The following is a 20,587-nucleotide window of genomic DNA, read 5'->3' as shown; positions in this document are numbered from 1 at the left end:
CTTCGACCAATGAAATGACCGGTTCCCGCTTCCCTCGAGGATTGTCGGACGGGAAGACTCTTTCCGATAAATTCCTATTTTTTATAAAAGAAACAACATTCAAACTTTTGGTTATCTTTGAATTTTGTTCAATGATTGCGCAAGCAAATATAGTTTTATAGTTGTGCCTATCACGCATCGTCTTTCGGTCGGAAAACGTACCCTTTTCGGACGCCTGTTGCTGCATAGCGGTCTATGGGCACTTATGTTTCTGATTACGTTTCATCAGACCCGCAGGGAGTTACCGGCCGGGATCCCTGAAATTACCCTCATCGCCATGCATATTTCCCACTGGCTGGGCATTTTGATCTCATTCTACTGGCTGGGTTATGTGGTGGCTCCGCTGACCTTATACCGGGGCCGCTGGAAGGCTTTTCTGGTCAATCTTATCATTCTTCATCTGGTGGTTTTTTACCAGAGCCAGGGCGTTATTTCGTACCTTGCCCAGCGATACGAACTGGAAACCGGCGGTGTGGGTGTCGCCCGGATTTACCTGGGAACCGCTTTGCCGGACATGGTTTCTAACATTGACGCCATCGTCTTTCATAAAGCGTTCAACCTCCATTTCGTCGCTTTGCCGCTTTGTTTCAAACTGGCGAAAGACGGCCTGCGGAACAATGAGGTGGCCCGTCGGCTGAAGCAGGAAAATCTCCGTTTGGAACTGAACCTGCTGCGGTCCCAGATCAGCCCGCATTTTCTCTTCAACACACTTAATAATATCTACGCCCGCGTCATCGGCCTCGACGATAGGGCCGCCCGGATGCTGGTTCGGCTGTCGGATATGATGCGGTATGCGCTCTACGAAACCGGCACGGACCTGATCCGTCTCGACCGCGAGCTGCAGTTCATGAAGGATTACATTCAGCTCGAACGCATCCGGCACCGCAAACCTGTCCGCATCGGTCTGTCGGTGGAAGGAGAAGTGCAGGAATATTCGGTGCCGCCTTTTCTGCTGGTCATGTTCGTGGAGAATGCCTTTAAACACGGGCTGAACCGGACCGGCCGGCCGGCCTGGGTCGACATTCAGGTGCAGGCCGAAGCAAACCTTCTCCGGTTTTCGGTACGGAACAGCCGGTCGGATTCCGTGCCGACCGCCCCGGCGGTCGGCGGCCTCGGCCTGGAAAATGTCCGGAAACGGCTGAAGTTCCTGTATCCGGACCGCCACCGGCTGGTGATCGAACCCTCCGAACAGGAATACAGCGTCCAGTTAACCCTGTGGTTAGTATGAAAAAGATTTTATCCTGCCTGATCATCGAGGACGAACCACCGGCTCAGGAAGTCCTCGAAAAGTTCATAAGGCGGCTTCCCTTCCTTTCGCTGGCCGCCCGCTGCGACACCGCCGTGGCGGCCTTTCAGGCGATGGAAACCCATAAGCCGGACCTGATTTTTCTGGATATCAGGCTGCCCGAAATGACCGGTATGCAGTTTCTGGAAAGTTTTACGGCCCTTCGTCCGCAGGTCATCATGACCACGGCCTACCCGAATTATGCCGTGGAAAGCTATAATTACGACGTAACGGACTACCTCCTGAAGCCGATCTCATTCGAGCGGTTTGTGCGGGCCGTCAATAAAGTCCGGGAAAAATTTGCCCTCGAACGCGGGCATCCGCCCGCCCGGCGTGCCGCCGGTGGAGCAGGGGCGGAGGCAAGGCCGGGTGCCGCACCCCGCGACTACGAAAACTACTTCCTGGTCCGGGAGAACAAGAAGCTGGTCAAGATCATGTGTTCCGAGATTGTGTTTATCGAAGGGATGAAGGATTACGTCAAAATTCATACCCGGGAGCGGACCGTGATCCCGCACATGACCCTTTCCCGGCTGGAGGAACTGCTTCCGAAGGCCCATTTCCTGCGGATCAACCGCTCCTTCATCGTGAGCCTCACCAGCATCCGGAACATCGACGGCAACACGATTGAGACGCACCAGGGCCATAAACTGCCGATCGGCGTCAGTTACCGGGAGGAGGTGCTTAACCTGTTCAGATCCAGAGTAATCTGATGCGACCGGCGGTCGGAGGGGGCAAGACGGAACCGCTTTCCCTTTCTCATAACCGGATTTCCCGAAAAACTTCCGTTCATTATGTAACTTAGAAGGCCGGATTCGAATCTGATACACCTGGTTGGTTCTGCCTCATGCGTCTAAAAGCTGCTTTCCCGTTTATCCTCTCGTTTCTGCTGCTTTCGTCCGTTATTCTGATCGACCGCAGCAATTTCAATAAAATGACCGAATACACCGCCGAGGTCGACCGAACCCGGGAGGTCATCAACCGCTTCGAACGCCTGTCGAAGAACCTGAAAAGTGCCCAGATTTTCAGCAGAAACTACGTCCGGCGGGCCTCCCCGGCCTATTACAGCATGTTTTACAGAGAGGCCGGGCAGGTAAAGGACGACCTGCGGTTTCTGCGGGCCTTACTCGGGCCTGATACCGCCCAGCAGAACCGACTGCGGACCATTTCCCGCCTGATCGAGCGGCACTGGGATGCGCTGATGCAGAAGAATATCGCCGAGATTATCGCATCCGGAGAGGGCTACCGTATCGATGATCTGTTTGTCATACACACCCTGATCGACCGGTCCATCGCCTATGAAAACTCGCTGCTGAGCAAACGGAAGGAAGAACTACAGGAGTCGACGACCCTGACCGGCAATTTTTCCGCCCTGTTCTCCATTCTGGCCCTGGGTATCGTGCTGGGCGTATTTGCCTCCCAGGTTGTGCTGACCTACCGCCGGAAATGGCTGGAGGGCTTCCTGGAGTCCATCCTCAACTCGACCCGGAACGGCATCGTCAACCTCCAGCCGATCCGGCAGGGCAACGCCCTGACCGATTTCCGGATTACGTTCTCGAACGCGGCTTTCCAGGAACTGGTGGACGAACGATCCGGGAGCCTCGTCGGCCGGCGTCTTTCTCAGTTACCGGGCTGGATGCAGGCGGAGGGGCTGGGCGGCCGGTTTAAAACCGCCATGGAGACCGGCGCGTTCGGGTCTTTCGAGTACCTGCTCCGCGACGGCGAACGAACCCTCTGGATGGACGTGCTGCTGGCGCAGTCCGGTGATAACCTGACGGCCACGCTTCATAATATTACTACGGTGAAACAATACCAGCAGGAATTGCAGGAGAAGGTGGTGCAGCTGGACCTGACCAACCGAAACCTTCAGGAGTTTGCCTACGTCGCCAGCCATGACCTCCAGGAGCCGCTACGGAAGATTCAGGCCTTCGGCGATATTCTGGAGCGGGATTTCGGTCCGCAGATTCCGGCCGGCGCCATGGATCTGGTCGGGCGGATGCAGAATTCGGCCGAACGGATGTCGGCCCTGATCAAGGACCTGCTGACCTACAGCCGCCTGTCTTCCGAACAGACGCTCGGCCCGGTGGCGCTGTCCAGTGTGCTGGTGGAGGTAACGGAAGACCTGGAACTGCTGATCGCCGACCAGCAGGCGGTCCTCCATATCGCTCCGCTGCCGACGCTGTCCGGCGACCCGATGCAGCTGCACCAGCTGTTCCATAACCTGCTGTCCAACGCGCTGAAATTCAACCGTGACGGCGTCAGGCCCGAGATTTCGATTACCTGCCGCCGGATCGGGGCCGCCGAAGAACCGGTGGTTTTGAGTAAGGCCACCCACCCATCCTATTACCGTATAGAGGTCACCGACAACGGGATCGGTTTCGATATGCGGTATGCGGACCAGCTGTTTCAACTGTTCCGGCGGCTGCACGGAAAGAGCCAGTACAGCGGTACGGGCATCGGTCTGGCCATCTGCAAAAAGGTGGTCGATAACCACCACGGCTTCATCACGGCCGAGGGCCGGGCGGGCCAAGGGGCTACCTTCACGATCTACCTGCCGGCCTGAACACCCGCTTATTTTTTAACCTTCTCCGGCTCGGCTTCGGTGCCCGTCGGGGCCGCTTTGGTAAATTCGGCAATGGAGAGTTCGCCCAGGCCCATGTTCACTTCCAGCCCCGGAAGGGCTTTCTTCAGGTCGGCGACGCCGGTTTCGGTCACTTTGGTTTGCCAGAGGTACACGGTTTTGAGCGCCTTCATACCGGCCAGTTCCTTCAGACCCGTATCCGTCACTTCCGTCCCGTACAGGTTGAGGTATTCCAGATAGGGAAGGGCTTTCAGATTTTTCAGGCCGCCGTCGGTCACCTTCGTCTGTTCGAGGTGCAGCTTCTGGAGGTTTTTAAGCCGGGCTACCTGTGCCAGCGTGGCATCGGACACTTCGGTATCTCCCAGCTTCAGCCAGACGATCTGATTGGAGAGTTTCGGCAGCAGGGCCGCCTGGGCGTCGCCGAAGCTGCGGGCATTCACGGCGCTGACTTCCAGTTGGTTCTGTTCTTTAGCAAGCGGCAGCACCAGCAGCCCGGTTTTCTTCAGTTCCTCGACGGCTTTCGGGTCGGGGACGGGCAGCTTCATCGTCAGGACGGGAGACTCCGGGGCCGGGCCCGACGCCACGGTGCCGGCTCCCGTTTCGGCGCTGCCTGTTCCGAGGGCCGCCAGCGCCGGTTTGACGGGATCGGTCACCTTGAGTTCGGCCACTTTCTTGTCGAACGGAGCGCCCTGGCTGATCCACCACGTCAGGAGTGCGACCTGATTTTCAGTCAATTGCGGCTTGCCTTTCGGCGGCATATGGTGGTCGTCTTCTTCGGGCAGGAGGCAGACTTTCAGCATCTTGCTCTGGGCCGTGTTGCCGGCCACGATCACCGGGCCGTCTTCACTGCCCTTCCTAATCATCGCGGGCGTGTCGAGCCGGAGGTCGGCCTTCGATTTCGAGGGGTTGTGGCACTGGATGCAGCGGGTTTTCAGGATGGGATGGACGATCTGCTCATACACCAGCGCCTGATTGACGTCGGTGATGGGTTTGATGTCTTCGATAGTTTCCTCGCGGGGCGGAATGCCGGCCAGCGTCCGGAACGGCTCGGGTGTATACTGGGTCAGGTAGTCGGAGCCGTGGGTCAGCGAACCGCCGAGGTGGCCGGCCGCCAGCAGACAGACCAGCGAAACCGCCAGCGCCGGGTAGTACAGCAGGGACCCGATCCGGATTTTGTGGCGAAACCGCTCGGATTTGACGGCCCAGGCGATCCATGAGAAAACCGCCACGCCGATGCCCTGCCACATATGGTTGTTCAGAGTTTCTTCCTCATAGCCCCCGCCCAGCGACAGCAGATACCCGAAAATGGAGGCCAGGGTGGCGCTGACGGCCGCCCAGAACAGAATCAGCGTGATGGTGTGGGCGTTGACGCTCTGCCGCCGGGTCAGCCGGTCGATCTCCAGCAGGCCGGCAATCAGCAGAAAGCCGATGGGCAGGTGGACGATCAGCGGATGGAAATGCCCGAAAAACAGTACCCAGTCGGAAGGTTGGGCCGGGGCGGCCTGTAACAACATGAAAGTATGCATCGAAACGGTCAGGTTCAGGAATCGGGTTAACATTCACCCGGTTATTCGATTACGGCCACCGAGTGGACATCTAATTTCGGTATAAAAAACGAGACGACCTTGTTTTGGTACTCAAAATCAACCGGCCGGTTTTCGGGCTGGAGCGTGATGCGGCCGGGTCGGCGGTCGGCCCGAAGCTGCACCCGGAACGGCCCGAGCGGCTGAATGTCGTCCAGCGTATGGACGGCCTTGTTCCCGTGCGAACCGCTCATATTCACCAGATTGACCATCAGCTTCCCGGCTTTGCGGTTGACGGCCAGATGCACCCTCGGCGCCCCCTGCACCGTCACCAGCGGCTGAGGGAATACCTCTTTGACGACGGCCGCCAGAAAATCGCGGCACTGCACGGTTTCGCGCTGCTGATACGGCGCCCCCAGATTCAGGTAAACGGCCGCAATCCGGCCTTTGCCGAGGGGCGCCACGGAAGCCGCCGGCCCGCGATAATCGCGCATGTCGCCGTTTCCGTATAAACCACCCACGGTTCGGGTTCCGGCCGCCGGCCGAAACGGCCGGTAGCGGGCCGTGGTGCCGGTGATGTGGTTGGGCAGTCCGAAATAGGGGGTGCCCCGGATCGTGTCGCCGAGGCTGACGCCCAGCACATCCTGAAAGTTCAGGACGGCTTCGCTGCCGATCACCAGCAGGTTCCCGCCGTTGCGGGCATACTGCACCAGCTCATCCCGGAAGCCCTTGTCGAGCGTCGCCCATTCCGGGACCACGATCAGCGGGTAGGAAGCCATCCGGCCCCGGAGGTGGTGTTCCATCAGAATTTCGGTCGGCAGCTGGTTGTAAAGCAGCAGGTCAAGTATCCCGCGCAGGGCGTTGTGTTCCCCGTTCCAGGGGCGGTAAAGGTTTGGCGAGACGGCTTTATAACCGGCCGTCGAATACAGCAGCGCCACCTGCGGCACGGGCGTGGCTTTGTGGCAGAACGCCTGCCGGGCGCGGCAGAAACGGGCAAGTTCCTCCATGACCGGCACCTCCCAAAGCTTGATGGACGCATCCCGCTGCTGGGTGAAATAAGCCTGAAAGCCTCCGCCCATCGACAGCACCTGCGCGGCCTCCTGACACAGCTGACGGGCCGGCTTCGGTGAATGAACGCCGTCGTAGTTCGACGCGAACCCCCAGGCCATCAGGTCCCAGGGGCGGCCCTGCGGAGCGATGCAGCGGGCTTCGAAAGCCGCGCTGTTGGCGGCATTGGTGGCATTGAGGTCGCCGGAAATAAAGTCGACGTTCAGGGTGACCGGCTCGGGCATGAAGGAAGAATACGCCCAGTTGCTGGCGATCTGGAAGCCGGGTTTGTACCGATGCACCTCATCGACGTAATGTCCGACATACCGCAGAAACGCCTTCCGCTGAAACTCCAGAAAATCGTCGTAATGCGGGTCGCCCTTCTTTTTAGGCACCTCCTGAATCCCGGTTTCCTGCCGGAAAGCCGCCAGCACCTCGGGCCGGTAGTCGGGTTCGACGGCCCAGCACTCGCCGTCGGTCCAGACGCCGTCGACGCCGTAATCGGCGATTTCCTTCAGCTGCGGAATCAGCAAACTGTCGGCATACGGCCCGAAAACGGAGGTTTTCCGGTCGTCGATCCGGCCGTCGGGAAACCGGCGCGCCCAGGCCGGGTGGTGGCGGATGGCCTCGTTGTCCCAGACGCCCGAGTGGTGGACGTAGAGGGCCACGCCATGCCGCCGGGTGACCTCGCGGAACAGCTTCAGGGGGTCCTGCGTAAACCGGCTGTAGGCATAGCCGACCTTCGTCGGGTAGCTCGTCACGCCCGCATGCCCCTTCGTATCGACCTGGATAAAATCCGGCCGGACGCGGCTCAGCAGCGTGTCGATCATCCCGGCGGTGAGCGTCCGGCCGATGGTCGAATCGTTCCGCCCGGCATGGAAGTCAAAATGCAGGCCGAAAAAGCTGTCGGACCGGCGCAGGATCGGTTTCGGCTGAGCCGACGCCGTTCCGAAGGCCAGAAGGACCAGAACAAGACCGGCGAAGCGGTTCATCAGGCGACGCGCTGCAGCTTGATCGGATAGGTTTTTCCGGAAGCCCACTGGGCCACATAGACGTTTTCGTCCTCGTCGACGTGGACGTCGTGCGGATGAATGAAAGGCGTGAACGAGCGGTCTTTGCGCTGCTCCTCCAGCTTGCCGTTTTTATAAACCGGTTCCGAACCGCCCGGTGTCGATACCACCTTGTCGTTTTTGTCCAGAATCTGGATGTAACCCGAGCCGGGGTAGGAGTCGGAGGTACTGCGGAAGACGGCCCCGTAGATCATGTCGCCGTGCGGCACGGGGCGGCAGATGTAGGAACCGGGCAGGGCGATGGTCGAGAGGTATTTGCCGTCGAGCGTAAACCGCTTCAGGGCGTTATGCCGTCGGTCGGTGATGAGCAGCGTCGGGTTGGCCTTGTTGCGCGTGTCGACCAGGATGCCGTGGCAGCAGTCGAACTGGCCGTTCTCCTCGCCCTTACCGCCCCAGTGGCGGATGTATTTGCCGTTCCGGTCATACTGCGTGATGAAGTTGAGGCCGTAGCCGTCGGCCACGTAGATATCGCCGTTGGCGGGGTTGATGCTGGTTTCGGTCGGTTTGAACTGGGTCGGGTAGTCATACCGGCCGGTTTCCTTCGGGTATTCGAGCTTCAGCAGAACCTTGCCTTTCAGGTCGGTTTTGACGACCTGGTGCCGGTCAGGGTCGGAGATGAACAGAAACTGCTCTCCGCCTTCATTGGACAGCGTCAGGCCGTGCCCGCCGGGGTAGCTGTTGCCCCAGCTTTCGAGCAGTTTGCCCGATTTATCGTAAACCAGGATGTTGTTCTTCGTCTCGTTGGTCAGCAGAATGATGCGGCCTTTGGCGTCCTGCACCATTTCGTGGCAGTCGTTGACGGGGTTTTTGCCCGCATCCAGCACGCCCCAGTTCGGAACGACGCGGTAGCGGTGGCTGCCGTGTCCGATGACGACCTCATCGGCTTTCGGCTGGGCACCGAAAAGGATATTGGGAATGGCCAGACCGGCCGCGGTTGCCGTCGTAGCCTGACCGAGAAAGGTTCGGCGATTGGTTTTCATAACAAGGGGGTTTAGCAGTGGTACGCGTATGTTCAGGATAATTCCAGAAAGGTTTCGGTGGCAATGTGCCGGTCCTCCAGTTCGAACTCCCGGTAGCGGATCAGTTCGTGAACCTGCCGCCATTCCTGCGGGTGATTCGTCCAGAAGCCGGTATTGAGATTCAGCACACTCTGTAAAAGGTCTCCGGGGTAATAATCTCCTTCTTCAAACAGATTCTTCCGGAGTTTTTCGATGGCCAGGGGAAGCAGGTACGGCAGCGAGACCCGGTTTTCGATCAGCAGCCGCAGGTCTTCCGACCGGAGCCGGCCCAGCGGAGTTTTGCGCAGCGCGTGAATCTTCTGCCCCACAAAATCCCCGTAATCCGGTTCGTCCCGAATTTCTCCCTCCAGGCTTTCCAGTGTTTCGTTTTGTAGTGAAACTTCCATCCTTTTAATTCATGATTTGGCGGCTTGCCATTGGTTAGGCGGCCTGTCTGACGGAAAGATGGGCTTCTACGCCGAAATCTTCCAGCAGCTCGGCTAAAAAGGCCAGATGTCTTTCGCGAAGTTCAGTGTATTGGTCAATAGCCAACCGGTCGGGTGACTCGAATGACTGATGATATCCGATGGCCTTGGTCGTGCGCTCGATCAGTTCGAGCGTACTTAGGATCAGCAAGTTTCTTTCTTCTGCAGTTGTCGGTCTATCCATCTGTTTTAAAAAGTTAGCTGAATGAACCCTTTATTTCTTCTCTGGTGACCCGGTTTTGGAGCGGTTTTCGAGAAGGTAAAAGCCCACTCCGTTTTATCGTATCGATACCCGTTGACAAGGGGATGATCCTCCGGATAAATCTTCACGAAATACCCGTCGATTCCCTTCTCCCGGTCGAAGCGCCAGGCTCTCAACTCATTAAACGCCGACTCCTGCCTTTCATACCAGCGATAGTCGACAAAAGTCACCAGGTCGATGTCTGCCGGATTCAGCTTTTTGGTCACAAAGCTGCCGTCGATCCACTGAAAATAGCCCTCGGGAAGCAGTTTTTGCAGGCATTCGTCGAACTCCATCAACCCGTCGAACAAGGCCCGGCGGGTGGTCGACTCCGGAAAGGCCGAAACAAAAACCTGTTCAAAAATAGAAAAATCGGTTTCTATCACTCCATACGGAGTCAGAAAGCCGTGCTGGTCGAAATGCATTCCGTTACGGTGCGGTCATCAGCGGGTTTACATCCCGCCCGGCAAGTTACGCCAAAAATCCGGTGTTTACTTTCCTGCCCTCTCCTCCATGACCCCGGCATATCCCCGGCCGGTCAGAATCCGGCCGGGCCGCTTCCCGTTGTGTTTCCCGGCTTCGATCACCGGCACCCCATTGACCAGCACGTAGGAGAAACCCGTCGAATAAGCATGGGGCACGTCGTAGGTTGACTGATCGGTCACCGTTTTTTCGTCGAAGATCACAAGGTCGGCGGCATAACCGGGCCGAAGCAGGCCCCGGTCTTCGAGAGAAAACCGCTGGGCGGGCAGCGAGGTCATCCGCCGGACGGCCTCCTCCACCGGAATAATTTGCTTCTCACGGACATACCGCCCCAGCACCCGGGCGTTGGAGCCGTAGCCGCGCGGGTGCGGCATCCCAGAGCCGTAGCGCGTCACGCCCGCGTCCGAGGCCACCATCGTGTTGGAGTAGCGCATGATCGTGGCGACATCCTCCTCCGACATGGTGTGGTAGACCATCTGGATGCGCTTCATACCGGCTTTTTCCATCAGGTCCATCACCAGATCGGCCTCCGCGTCGGCTTTGTTCTTTCGGCCGAGTTTCTGATTGATCTTCGTGATCGACAGGCCGTTGAAGCTCGTGTCGGCCGGGAAGGAAGCCACCACGGCGTAATCGAAATTTTTGCGGTCGTTCTCTTTCAGCGATGCCAGCATTTCTTTCCGGATTTTCGTCCGGGTAGCCGGGTCGCGGAACCGGGCCAGCGTGGCCGAATCACCGTCGGCCAGCGCCCAGGAGGGCACGATGCTCGCCAGCGAGGTGCTGGATGCCGTATACGGATACTGATCGACCGTCACGTCGATGCCTTCCCGCCGGGCGGCCTCCACCAGCCCCACGGTTTCGACGGCGGCTCCCCAGATCGGTTTGCCGGCGACCTTGAAATGCGAAATCTCGACCGGAATCCGGGCCTCCCGCCCGATCTGAATGGCTTCCCCGATGGCTTTTTTGACTTCCTGACCTTCATTTCGCATATGCGACGCATACACCCCGCCGTAGCGCGACGCCACCTTCGCCAGATTGACGATTTCGGGCGTGCGGGCGTAGGTGCCGGGGGTGTAGATGAGGCCGGTCGACAGGCCGACGGCGCCGTCTTTCATGGCCTGCTCCACGAGCCGTTCCATCTCGGCCTGCTCCCGGGCGGTGGGTTCGCGGAACGCCATCTTCATCACTTTCAGCCGGACCGAATTGTGGCCGACCAGCGACGCCAGATTCGGCGAAAAGCCCTGAATCCGGAGCGAGTCGAAAAACGCCCGCAGGTCGACGGCCGAACTGCCGCAGTTGCCCGTCACCAGCGTCGTGACGCCGTCGTGCAGGAAATTCTCGGCACCGGGGCGGTCCTGAAGGCTGCCTTCGACGTGGGTATGCACATCGATGAAGCCGGGCGCCACGATCTGGTTGCGGGCGTCGACCGTCGCGCGGGCGTCCGTGGCCGGGATGCTGCCGATGCGGGCGATTTTTCCGTTCAGGATGGCGACGTCGGCATAATACCAGGGGTTGCCCGAGCCGTCGACCACCCGGCCGTTTTTAATAATCAGGTCGTAGGTCTGGGCATGGGCGCCGATGGAAAACAGCAGGCAAAGGCAGAAGATGAAGTGTTTCATGAACTCAGTCGGAATCCCAGGTGGTGATGATTTGGTCGGAATGAAGACTTTTGAACACGTAGAAGAGCGTGCTGTACCGGCTGCTTTCTTCATACGTCCGGACTTCCTTGCGGGGCATTTCTTCTTCCCAGAGCGCGTCCGCGTCCGAATCGTCCCGCAGGGTGTAATACAGGGAGGATTCGAACAGGGCCTGGCCGTTGAAATCCCGCGAAAGCCGGTTGTAGAGGGGCCGGGAGCCGTAGCCGATGAACTGGCAGTAGTCGCCGTCGGCGCAGGGCCACAGCCAGTCCTGCCAGGTGACCAGGTGCGGGGTGGTTTTTTCCAGTTCGCGCGTTTTTTCCTCGGCCATGGCGTCGATTTCGTTTTCGTCGAGGTCCGGATGCCGTTCGGTCAACTGCCGTTTCAGTTCGGAAAAATCTCCCTCACAGGTATATACGTCCATTCCGTAGAGCCGGCCTTTTTCCAGGCAGGACGGGCAGACGGCCGCCAGCGTTTCTTCTCCGTAAAAGGGTTCGGCGTCGAAGCAGCGGGTAAATTCTCCGCAGGTGTCGCAGGTGGTTTTTTCGTCAAGAAAGCCGACAAAGATTTCCGGTTTGTCGAAATACTTGAAGGTCATCTCGGATCCTGATTTGAGTAAAGAGGAAAGTGGGTTTACGGGAATCGCTTATGAAAAAGGCCGGCGGCCCGATCACTGCACTAAGATAGAATTTTTCGGATACCGCCGTGAGATCGGCCGAGGCTGATTTTTAAAATCACGCCCGGGATTAAAATTTTCCCCGAATCCTGCTAAACCTCAGCCGGTAAGAGTATAAATTCTTCCTAACTTGCTATTTAGATTGACGAATTGTTCCTGAGCCCTTATGATGAATAATACCTTTTGGAAAGCCGGCCTGCTGGCTTTTTCCCTGCTCGTCGTTACCTGTAAGGTTTCGAACCCGACTTCGCAGCAAACCGCGCAGACCGCCGGGTCCGAAGCCACGCCCGACGTTCCCGCTTTTACGGACAACCCCAGCCCGGCGCACCTGACGCCCGAACAAAGCCTGCGTTCGTTCCGGCTGCCGAAGGGCTACCGCATGGAACTCGTCGCCAGCGAGCCGATGATCCGGGAGCCGGTCGCCATCGCCTGGGACGGCAACGCCCGGATGTACGTCGCCGAGATGAACACCTACATGCAGGATGTGGACGGCTCCGGCGAACACGACCCGGTATGCCGGATCATGCGGCTGGAAGACACCGACAACGACGGGAAGATGGACAAAAGCTCCGTGTTCCTCGACAAACTCCTGCTGCCCCGGCTCATCCTCTGCGTCGATCACGAACTGCTGGTCAACGAAACCGATACCTACAATATCTACAGCTATAAGGACACGAACGGCGACGGGGTGGCCGACGCCAAAAAACCGCTGTTTACCGTTCCGCGCAAGGCGCCCGGCAACCTCGAACACCAGCGCAGCGGCCTCGACTGGAACCTCGACAACTGGATTTACGTCACCGTCGACCCGATCCGGTTCCGGTATAAAAACGGCGCCCTCCAGGTCGATTCGCTGCCCAACGGCTCCAACGGGCAGTGGGGCCTGACGCACGACAACTACGGCCGGCTGTTCTTCTCCCGCGCCGGGGGCGAAATCCCGGCTTCCGGCTTCCAGATCAATCCGACCTACGGCGCGCTGGAGTTCCCCGACCAGTACAGCGAGGAGTTTGCGGCCGTCTGGCCCATCATCAAAACGCCCGACATTCAGGGCGGGCTGAAGCGGCTCCGGCCCGACTCGACCCTCAACCACTTCACGGCCGGCTGCGGCCAGTCGATCTTCCGGGGCGACCGGCTGCCGGCGGACCTCGTCGGCGATTACCTGATCAGCGAGCCGGTCGCGCGGATCATCCGCCGGGCCAAAATGATCAATAAAGACGGCAAGACCACCCTCGAAAACGCCTATCATCAGCAGGAGTTCATTGCCTCGACGGACATGAACTTCCGGGCCGTCAACACCTATACCGGCCCCGACGGCTGTCTGTACATCGTCGATATGAACCGCGGCATCATTCAGGAGTCGCAGTGGACGCCCGAAGGCAGCTACCTGCGGCCCCAGATCAAACGGCTGGGGCTGGACCGCAACGTGCAGCACGGCCGGATTTACCGTCTGGTCTTTGAAGGCATGAAACCGGGGCCGAAACCGCGGATGCTGGACGAGCCGGCGGCTAAACTGGTGACCTACCTCGACCACCCGAACGGCTGGTGGCGCGATAACGCCCAGAAACAACTCGTGGTGCTCGGCGACCGCTCGGTCGTTCCGGCCCTGCGCGAGATCGCCCTCGGCAAACCGGGGCCGCTCGGGAAGAAGCCAACGACGCTGGGGCGCCTGCACGCGTTCTGGACGCTGGAAGGGCTGGATGCCGTCGATAAGGACCTGTTGGAGGTGGCACTGAAGGACGAGGACCCGCAGCTTCGCCGGGCCGGGGTCTGGCTCAGTGAGCCGTATCTCCGCAAAAATGACGAGCCGATGATCGAGCGGCTGGCCGCGCTGAAAGCCGATCCGAGCTACGATGTCCGTACCCAATTGGTGCTCTCCCTCAGCCGCAGTTCATCGCCGAAAGCCGCAGCGCTGACCCGCGACCTTCTGGGTCTGAATTCCGGTAATGAAATGCTTGCCGGCGCCTGGAAAAGCCTTCAGAAAAGCGAGGACGTGAAGAAATACGGTTTGCGGCTGGGCCGACTCGACGAGGCCGACCGGACGACCATCCTGGCCGGAGCCGCCGGCTTCAAAACCATCTGCGCCACCTGCCACGGCCCGGACGGCAAAGGGCTGGCGGTGGGCGGCAGCAGCATGGTGGCTCCGCCCCTGGCCGGGTCCAAACGGCTGAGCGGAGAGAAGGAAATGGTCATCAAAATCCTGCTCCACGGTCTGTCCGGCCCCATCGACGAAAAAACCTACCCCGACGTCATGCCGTCGATGGCCGCCAACGACGACGCCTGGATCGCGTCCGTGCTGAGTTACATCCGGTATGAGTTCGGCACCTTCCGCGGCTATCCCGGACCCAATGCCCGCGCCACCCCGATCGTCACGGCCGCGGACGTGAAGAAAATCCGCGACCAGACGACCGGACGAAGCAAAGCCTGGACCCTTGCCGAGCTGGGCCAGTGATGGAATGAGTCCGACTTATTCGGATCGTAAGCTTTTGACGGGATTGGTCAGGGCGGCCCTGAGGCTCTGGAAACTGACCGTCAGCAGGGCGACGACCACGGCAAGCGCGCCCGCCAGCACGAACACCCACCAGTCGATGGTGGTCTTGTATTCGAAATTATCCAGCCACTGGTCGATGCCGTACCAGGCGACCGGCGTAGCCAGAACGATGGCCGCGACGACCGGCTTCAGGAAGTCTTTCGAGAGCAGCGCCACGATACCGGCCACGGAGGCTCCGAGTACCTTCCGGACGCCGATTTCCTTCGTGCGGGATTCGGCCGCGAACGTCGCCAGCCCGAACAGACCCAGACACGCGATCAGGATGGCGATCCCGGTAGCGGTCTCGATCAGACGGGCGGTCCGGGTTTCGTTATGGTAGGCCTGGGCGAGCGTCTGGTCCAGAAATTCATACCCGAAGACCTGGTTGGGGAACGTCGCCTTCCAGACGGTTTCGATGGTCGAGAGGGCGGCCTGAAGGTTTTCGGACGACCGGTTTCCGGATTCCAGTTTGATACCGGCCTGGTAAAAGTGTTTGGGAACCACCCGCAGGATGGTCGGGTCGATGCCCTGGTGCAGCGAGTTGACATGGAAGGTTTTCACGACGCCGACGATGGGCATGGATTCTTTCCCGTCTCCGTAGTAAACCAGCTGGCCCAGCGCTTTCTCCGGCCGGTCGAGGCCCATGCGCTGGAGAAATACTTCATTGATGACGGCTTTCGGCAGCGTGTCGCCGTCCCGGAAGGCTTCGCCCGCCACCAGCCGGATGCCGTAGGTAGCCAGAAAATGCGAATCCACAAATTTCATCTGGGTTCGGATCTCCACCGGCTGGGCACTCTTCCGGTACTGCATCATCTGCATCCAGTTGCTCTCGGCCGACGGGCTGTTGAGCGAGAAACTGACGTCTTTGATCTGCGGAGACTCGACCAGCCGGTTGCGGAGGGTTTGCAGTTTTCCGGGATCGTTATTCGGCAGCCCGACCGTGAGGATGGCTTCCTTGTTAAAGCCCAGATCCGAGTTTCGGAACAGCGACAGCTGCCGGTTGATCAGCAACGTGCTGCTGATGAGCACCATCGACACCGTAAACTGCACCACCACCAGACCCTGCCGCAGCGAGATGCCCGACCCCGCGCCCGGCAGCCGGTTGTTCTTCAGCGCCCGGATCGGCGGCAGGGCCGACAGCCGGAAGGCCGGATAGGTACCGGCGAGCAGGGTAGTCATCACCAGCAGAATCGTCAGAAACAGTCCGACCTGGGGCGTAAAGAGGTCCGCCGTCGTCAGCGGCAGGCCCATCAGGCCGGCCACCGCCGGCAGCACGGCCCAGGCCAGCCCGAGGGAAAACAGGGTGGCCAGGAAGGTGATCAGCCCGGCTTCCACCAGAAACTGGTAAACCAGCGACTTCCGGTTGCTGCCGATGGCCTTGCGAACCCCGATTTCCTTCGCCCGTTTCAGGGCGCGGGCGGTGGTCAGGTTGATGAAGTTGATGCAGGCGATCAGCAGCACGAACCCGCCGATCACCAGCAGCATATTGAGCAGTTTGGGGCTGGCCTGCCGCCCGCTGAAATTATAGCCGTAATGAAGTTCCGACAGCGGGTTGAGCACGAACCGCTGGACCTCAATGGTTTTCGCATCCTGATATTTCTTCTGAATGGCGCGGAAGCGGCCGGCCAGTCGGTCTGGTGCAATGCCCTTTTTCAGCAAGACATACACCTGATAACTATCCCCGAAGCCGCCCCAGCCGTGCGTATCGTAATCCGGCTTCACCTGCTTCAGGGTCGCGGCCGACACCAGGACATCGAAGGGGAAGTTGGTATTGACCGGATGGTCTTTCAGGACGCCCGTCACCAGCAGGTCGTGGCGGTCGCCGAGCCGGAGGGTTTTTCCCGTGACGTCAGCCGAATTGAAGAACTTCCGGGCCGTCGACTCGGTCAGCACCACCTGGCCGGGCCGGGAAAGAGCCGTGCGGGCATCGCCGGTGAGCCACTGGTAATCAAGCAGATTGAACAGGCCGGGGTCCACGAAAGCGACCGGCTCTTTAAAGAATTTACCGTCGGCGGGAAGGGAAAGGTTCTGGCCCCAGTCGTAGAAAACCGGTGCGACGGTTTCAATTTCCGGCACCTCATTCCGTAAGACCGCCCCCATCTCCGTATAAGTGCCGGGGTGCGGGGAGGATTCGCCGGTGTTCGAGGTTTCCACCCGGTAAATCCGGTCGCCTTTGCTGTGGTGCTGGTCGTAACCGGTTTCGTGATCGACCACCACGAAGATCAGAAGGGCGCAGGCCAGCCCCAGCATCAGTCCGAAGCCGTTGATGAGTGAAAAGGTTTTGGTGTGGGCGAGATTGCGCCAGGCGATTTTAATGTAATTTCGAATCATATCGGGATGCAGAGGGAAAGGTTGTGGTTCGTCGTTCGGCTTTCTTCGGATGGCATACGGGCGCAGGAAACCCAGCACGTCCAGCCAGTAGCGCCGGCGGGCCCGTGCCGCGCCGATGCGCCTGACCTGCCAGGCAAATTCCTCGTGGAGGTCGCCCTGGAGGGATTCGAGCAGGTGGGGTGCCACGAACCATTCCAGCAGGCGGTCGGCCAGACGGGGCGGATGGGGAGAATCGGTTTGCCGCTTCATGAAATCGTATTAAATCTATTTTTGCTGAGCAAATAAATTGCCATTCCCGCCAAAAGCCGGAATCCGGCCTGAAATGCGGGTTTTCGCGCCGGGAACGTGCCGGGGCGGTGTCCGCTACCGGACAGAAAATGTACGCTTTAGGACAGACCGGGGCCTTTCCGGCCGGTCGGCTTCGGGCCGGGAGACACGTCCCGAAAGCGATTTTCGGGCCGGTTCGGCGGCAGGCTGCTATCGGGCCGGATCACCGGGCCGCTTTTTTGGGCATGGCACGTAATGTGTGCGGGTTATCCCGATCCGGTGGAGGTCGTCGGCCTGCCACCGGAAACCATGGATCGCGTATGACAAAGACTACGGAAGAACAGTACCTTCAGCAATGTCTCCGTTTAATCGAAGCGCAGCTGGGCTGGGGCAGCGGCTCCGACTGGAACCACTATGATTTCGAAAAGCTCAGCGAAACGATTCAGGATCAGACCGGTGTCCGACTCAGCGTAACCACCCTCAAGCGCATCTGGGGCAAACTCCGGTATGAGAACACCCCGACGCTGACGACCCTGAACGTGCTGGCCCAGTTTGCCGGTTATGCCGACTGGCGGAGCTTTCGCCGGCAGGAAACCCGACCGGTCGGCACCGCCACCGATTCCGGACCGGTGTCCGTCGGCCCTGAACCGTTGCCCGCGGTTGCCGCTCCGAGGGTGATCCCGGCAGCCGCCGGAGGGCCGGAACCCGGCCGCACCGGAAGGGCCGTAAAATTCCGGAAAGCCGTCTGGGTGATTTCCGGGCTGCTGCTGGCCGGTGTCGGCTATCTGATCATTGCCTTCAGCCGGCATCCCGCCCCCATCGACCCCGCCCGCTTCTCCTTCCGGGCCGACAAGATGGTAACCCGGGGCGTCCCGAACTCGGTGGTGTTTCATTACGACGCCCGGGCCGCCCGAACCGACTCGGTGTTCATCGTCCAGACCTGGGATATCCGACGTAAAACGCTGGTTTCGAAGAATAACCACGCCCACTCGGCGATTTATTACTATCCCGGCTTCTTCCGGACCAAACTGCTGGCCGACGGGCAGGTGGCCCGCACGCACGATCTGCAGGTCACGACCGACGGCTGGCTCGGTCTGATCGAGGAGGACCCGATCCCGTTCTACTTCAAAAAGGCGGACATCGTCCGGAACGACCGGGTCGAGGTGGATGAAAACCTCCTGAAAACCTACCGGTATTCGCTTCGTCCGAAGGCTCCTAAAGTCCGTTTTTTCAACCAGCGCGACCTGGGTGACCTCATGAACGACAATTTCGTTTTTGAAACTACCCTGAAAGTCGAATACCGGGAGGGGGCCGGGGCCTGCCAGTCTGTAGAGGTGCTGATCCAGTGCAAGGACGACATCATCATCATTCCGCTGGCGGCCCGGACCTGCGTGGGCGAACTGAATCTATACTTCTGCGGCAAAGGCCTGAACAGCCGTGAGGCCGACCTCTCCCGGCTGGGAGCCGACCTGAGCCAATGGACCAAACTGCGCGTCGAAGCCGTCGATCAACACGTTACGCTCCATGTTAACGGCCTGAAGGCCTGCGAGCTGACCTTCCCCAACCCGCCGACCGGCATCGTGGGTCTGCAATACCGGTTCAACGGTCTCGGCGCCGTGAAAGACACCCGGTTCGAGCATAACGGCGTGGTCGACCGGTTCTGAAACCACCGTCCCGAATCGTACAGCCGGTGTCCGCTTATGGACGGCGGCCCGGCCGCATTTCCGTAGAAAACACCCCTGCCGTGCTGGAAACAAGGTTTTTGGAAAACTGGCAGTTTATTTGCTATGCATAGTGGAAAGATATTGGCCCGGACATGAAAGGAACACAGTTGGGTGAATTTGAAGAACTGGTCCTGCTGACGATTGCCCTGCTTTATGATGATGCCTACAGCGTAGCGGTCGTGGAGGAACTCGGCCGTCGGCTGGAGCGGCCCATGAGCCTCGGAGCCGTGCACCGGACCATGCAGCGTCTGGAGGAAAAAGGATTGGTCAGTTCCCGTTTCGGGGAGGCCACCGCCGAGCGCGGAGGACGTCGCAAGCGGCTTTTTGTCGTGACGACCACGGGTGAACAAGCCCTGCAGGAGGCCCGCCGGGTCCGCAATGAACTGTGGGCCGGAATTCCCAAAACCGCCTTCGGAACCGGTCTTGCCTGAGCAAACAGTTACCACCTGAATCATCCATCCATTTTATAACAACCCATTCAACCCTATCATGCAAAACATGCAGCAGCTCTCTTCCGGCCAATTGGCCGGCAAACGGTTTGTTTCTTCTCTGATCGCGCTGACGTGCCTCGTGCAGTCACCCCTCTTCGCCACCGTGCCCCCGACCACCGGCGTCCGGTCGGCCGTTTCGGTAAGCCAGAAAGAAGGGGACACTTATCTGGTCATCAAGCCCCAGTTGTCGCAGGAACTGCTGGATAAAGCCGTCGTCATGCTCGGGGAGAAGGGCATCCGGATGGCTTACCACAATGCCGTTTATAAGAACGGGCAGCTTTCGGCCATCGCCGTCACCATCGAGGTGCCGGTCCCGGGCAAACCGGCGGTTACCTACAGCCTGAGCGAAAACAGCGCGGACGGAACCTTCGAGCCCCTGATTTTTTACTACGAGTCGAACGGCGAGCGGTTCGGCTTCAGTAAGGAAGTGCCGGAGGACCTGTCCAAACAGGGAAAACGGGTGGTAAAAGACAACCTGATCGGAACCGTCATCCTCGACGGCAACTCGCTGCATATGGCCGGCCGGCTCGTCAAGAACTGGTAAGAAGCCGATCAACGGCAATTCCGGTCCTTACTCCTTCGAAATGACCTCATCCAGATTGAGAAGAACGTTGGTCGTCACGGTCAGGGCCGCCAGCTGGGGAGTGGCGTCGGTGCAGGCCACCAGCGTGCGGCCTTCTTCCGGGTGCTGTCGGTAATAGGACTCGCTGCGCCGGTATAAACCAAGCAGAACGGCGAGTTTCCGGGGCGACGGCTCCCGGAAAAGCACCTTGCGATAACCGGCCCGCAGCTGCTGCTCGGCCGTCGTACCCCGCTGCTGCAATTCCTCGGCCAGTCGGCGGGCGGCTTCCACATACACCGGGTCGTTGAGCGTCACCAGCGCCTGCAGGGGCGTGTTGGTCCGGATCCGGCGGCTCTGGCAGAACTCGCGGCTGGGGCTGTCAAAGCTGATCATGGATGGATACGGAGACGTCCGTTTCCAGTAGGTATATAAAGCCCGCCGGTAGCGGTCCCCGCCCTGGCTCAGCTTCCAGCTTTCTCCGTTGTAGGGCGATTGCCAGATGCCCTCCGGCTGGGGCGGCATCACGCTCGGACCATACATTTTGGGGCTGATGAGGCCGCTGAGGGCCAGCGTCTGATCCCGGACCTGCTCGGCCGAAAGCCGCACGCGCGGCCCCCGCGCCAGCAGCC

General features: G+C 59.6%; 17 protein-coding genes. 7 read left to right on the top strand and 10 right to left on the bottom strand.

Features of this window, described 5'->3' with window-relative positions; translation table 11 throughout:
- Positions 1-244: 244 nt before the first annotated feature.
- The 3 genes from DX909_RS28580 to DX909_RS28570 all read left to right on the top strand — a co-directional run bounded on the left by DX909_RS28580 (position 245) and on the right by DX909_RS28570 (position 3,884).
- Complete coding sequence (locus tag DX909_RS28580) at positions 245-1,267, top strand: sensor histidine kinase (protein WP_128548678.1); 1,023 nt, start codon at positions 245-247, stop codon at positions 1,265-1,267.
- Positions 1,264-2,034 (top strand): LytR/AlgR family response regulator transcription factor, encoded by a 771-nt coding sequence (locus DX909_RS28575; protein ID WP_128548677.1) that lies wholly within the window; start codon positions 1,264-1,266, stop codon positions 2,032-2,034. Before DX909_RS28580 ends, DX909_RS28575 begins: the two co-directional genes overlap by 4 nt.
- A gap of 134 nt (positions 2,035-2,168) precedes the next feature.
- The gene (locus DX909_RS28570) at positions 2,169-3,884 is read left to right on the top strand and encodes a sensor histidine kinase (protein ID WP_128548676.1); all 1,716 of its coding nucleotides are present in this window, start codon (positions 2,169-2,171) and stop codon (positions 3,882-3,884) included.
- Positions 3,885-3,892: 8 nt separating this feature from the next.
- Here DX909_RS28570 and DX909_RS28565 read toward each other — a convergent pair whose 3' ends face one another.
- The 8 genes from DX909_RS28565 to DX909_RS28530 all read right to left on the bottom strand — a co-directional run bounded on the left by DX909_RS28565 (position 3,893) and on the right by DX909_RS28530 (position 11,981).
- A complete protein-coding gene (locus DX909_RS28565) occupies positions 3,893-5,428 on the bottom strand; it encodes a c-type cytochrome domain-containing protein (RefSeq protein ID WP_128548695.1) in 1,536 nt (511 codons plus the stop codon).
- 41 nt (positions 5,429-5,469) lie between these two features.
- The gene (locus DX909_RS28560) at positions 5,470-7,464 is read right to left on the bottom strand and encodes an alpha-amylase family protein (RefSeq protein WP_128548675.1); all 1,995 of its coding nucleotides are present in this window, start codon (positions 7,462-7,464) and stop codon (positions 5,470-5,472) included.
- Positions 7,464-8,522 (bottom strand): 6-bladed beta-propeller, encoded by a 1,059-nt coding sequence (locus DX909_RS28555; RefSeq protein WP_128548674.1) that lies wholly within the window; start codon positions 8,520-8,522, stop codon positions 7,464-7,466. The genes DX909_RS28560 and DX909_RS28555 overlap by 1 nt, the downstream gene beginning before the upstream one ends.
- A 32-nt stretch (positions 8,523-8,554) precedes the next feature.
- Entirely contained in the window at positions 8,555-8,947 is a 393-nt protein-coding gene (locus DX909_RS28550; protein ID WP_128548673.1) for a contact-dependent growth inhibition system immunity protein, read from the bottom strand.
- A gap of 34 nt (positions 8,948-8,981) precedes the next feature.
- Positions 8,982-9,176 carry a hypothetical protein gene (locus DX909_RS28545; RefSeq protein WP_206513076.1) on the bottom strand — a complete coding sequence of 65 codons (195 nt, stop codon included), beginning with the start codon at positions 9,174-9,176 and terminating at the stop codon, positions 8,982-8,984.
- 38 nt (positions 9,177-9,214) lie between these two features.
- Positions 9,215-9,691: a DUF6932 family protein gene (locus DX909_RS28540; protein WP_128548671.1), complete on the bottom strand. Its 477-nt coding sequence runs from the start codon at positions 9,689-9,691 to the stop codon at positions 9,215-9,217.
- Positions 9,692-9,757: 66 nt separating this feature from the next.
- Positions 9,758-11,365 (bottom strand): N-acyl-D-amino-acid deacylase family protein, encoded by a 1,608-nt coding sequence (locus DX909_RS28535; RefSeq protein WP_128548670.1) that lies wholly within the window; start codon positions 11,363-11,365, stop codon positions 9,758-9,760.
- 4 nt (positions 11,366-11,369) lie between these two features.
- Positions 11,370-11,981: a CbrC family protein gene (locus DX909_RS28530; protein ID WP_128548669.1), complete on the bottom strand. Its 612-nt coding sequence runs from the start codon at positions 11,979-11,981 to the stop codon at positions 11,370-11,372.
- Positions 11,982-12,228: 247 nt separating this feature from the next.
- On the opposite strand from DX909_RS28530, the gene DX909_RS28525 reads away from it, so the two are divergent.
- Positions 12,229-14,505: a DUF7133 domain-containing protein gene (locus DX909_RS28525; protein ID WP_128548694.1), complete on the top strand. Its 2,277-nt coding sequence runs from the start codon at positions 12,229-12,231 to the stop codon at positions 14,503-14,505.
- A 15-nt stretch (positions 14,506-14,520) separates the two neighbouring features.
- Here the strand turns inward: DX909_RS28525 and DX909_RS28520 are convergent, their stop codons facing one another.
- Positions 14,521-17,163, bottom strand: a complete 2,643-nt coding sequence (locus tag DX909_RS28520; protein WP_128548668.1) for an ABC transporter permease — start codon at positions 17,161-17,163, stop codon at positions 14,521-14,523.
- A 338-nt stretch (positions 17,164-17,501) separates the two neighbouring features.
- Here DX909_RS28520 and DX909_RS28515 point away from each other — a divergent pair, with 338 nt between their 5' ends.
- From DX909_RS28515 to DX909_RS28505, 3 genes are all read left to right on the top strand, one after another.
- The gene (locus DX909_RS28515; protein WP_128548667.1) at positions 17,502-18,845 is read left to right on the top strand and encodes a hypothetical protein; all 1,344 of its coding nucleotides are present in this window, start codon (positions 17,502-17,504) and stop codon (positions 18,843-18,845) included.
- Between the two features lie 152 nt (positions 18,846-18,997).
- Positions 18,998-19,336, top strand: a complete 339-nt coding sequence (locus tag DX909_RS28510; protein ID WP_128548666.1) for a PadR family transcriptional regulator — start codon at positions 18,998-19,000, stop codon at positions 19,334-19,336.
- A gap of 58 nt (positions 19,337-19,394) precedes the next feature.
- Positions 19,395-19,940, top strand: coding sequence for a hypothetical protein (locus DX909_RS28505; RefSeq protein ID WP_128548665.1), 546 nt, complete (start codon positions 19,395-19,397; stop codon positions 19,938-19,940).
- Between the two features lie 27 nt (positions 19,941-19,967).
- Here DX909_RS28505 and DX909_RS28500 read toward each other — a convergent pair.
- A partial coding sequence (locus tag DX909_RS28500; protein ID WP_128548664.1) for a DUF1553 domain-containing protein occupies positions 19,968-20,587 on the bottom strand: 620 nt, incomplete at its 5' end.

This window comes from Larkinella soli (assembly GCF_003703975.1).
GTDB lineage: Bacteria > Bacteroidota > Bacteroidia > Cytophagales > Spirosomataceae > Larkinella > Larkinella soli.
This window is presented reverse-complemented; position numbering and strand designations above follow the sequence as displayed.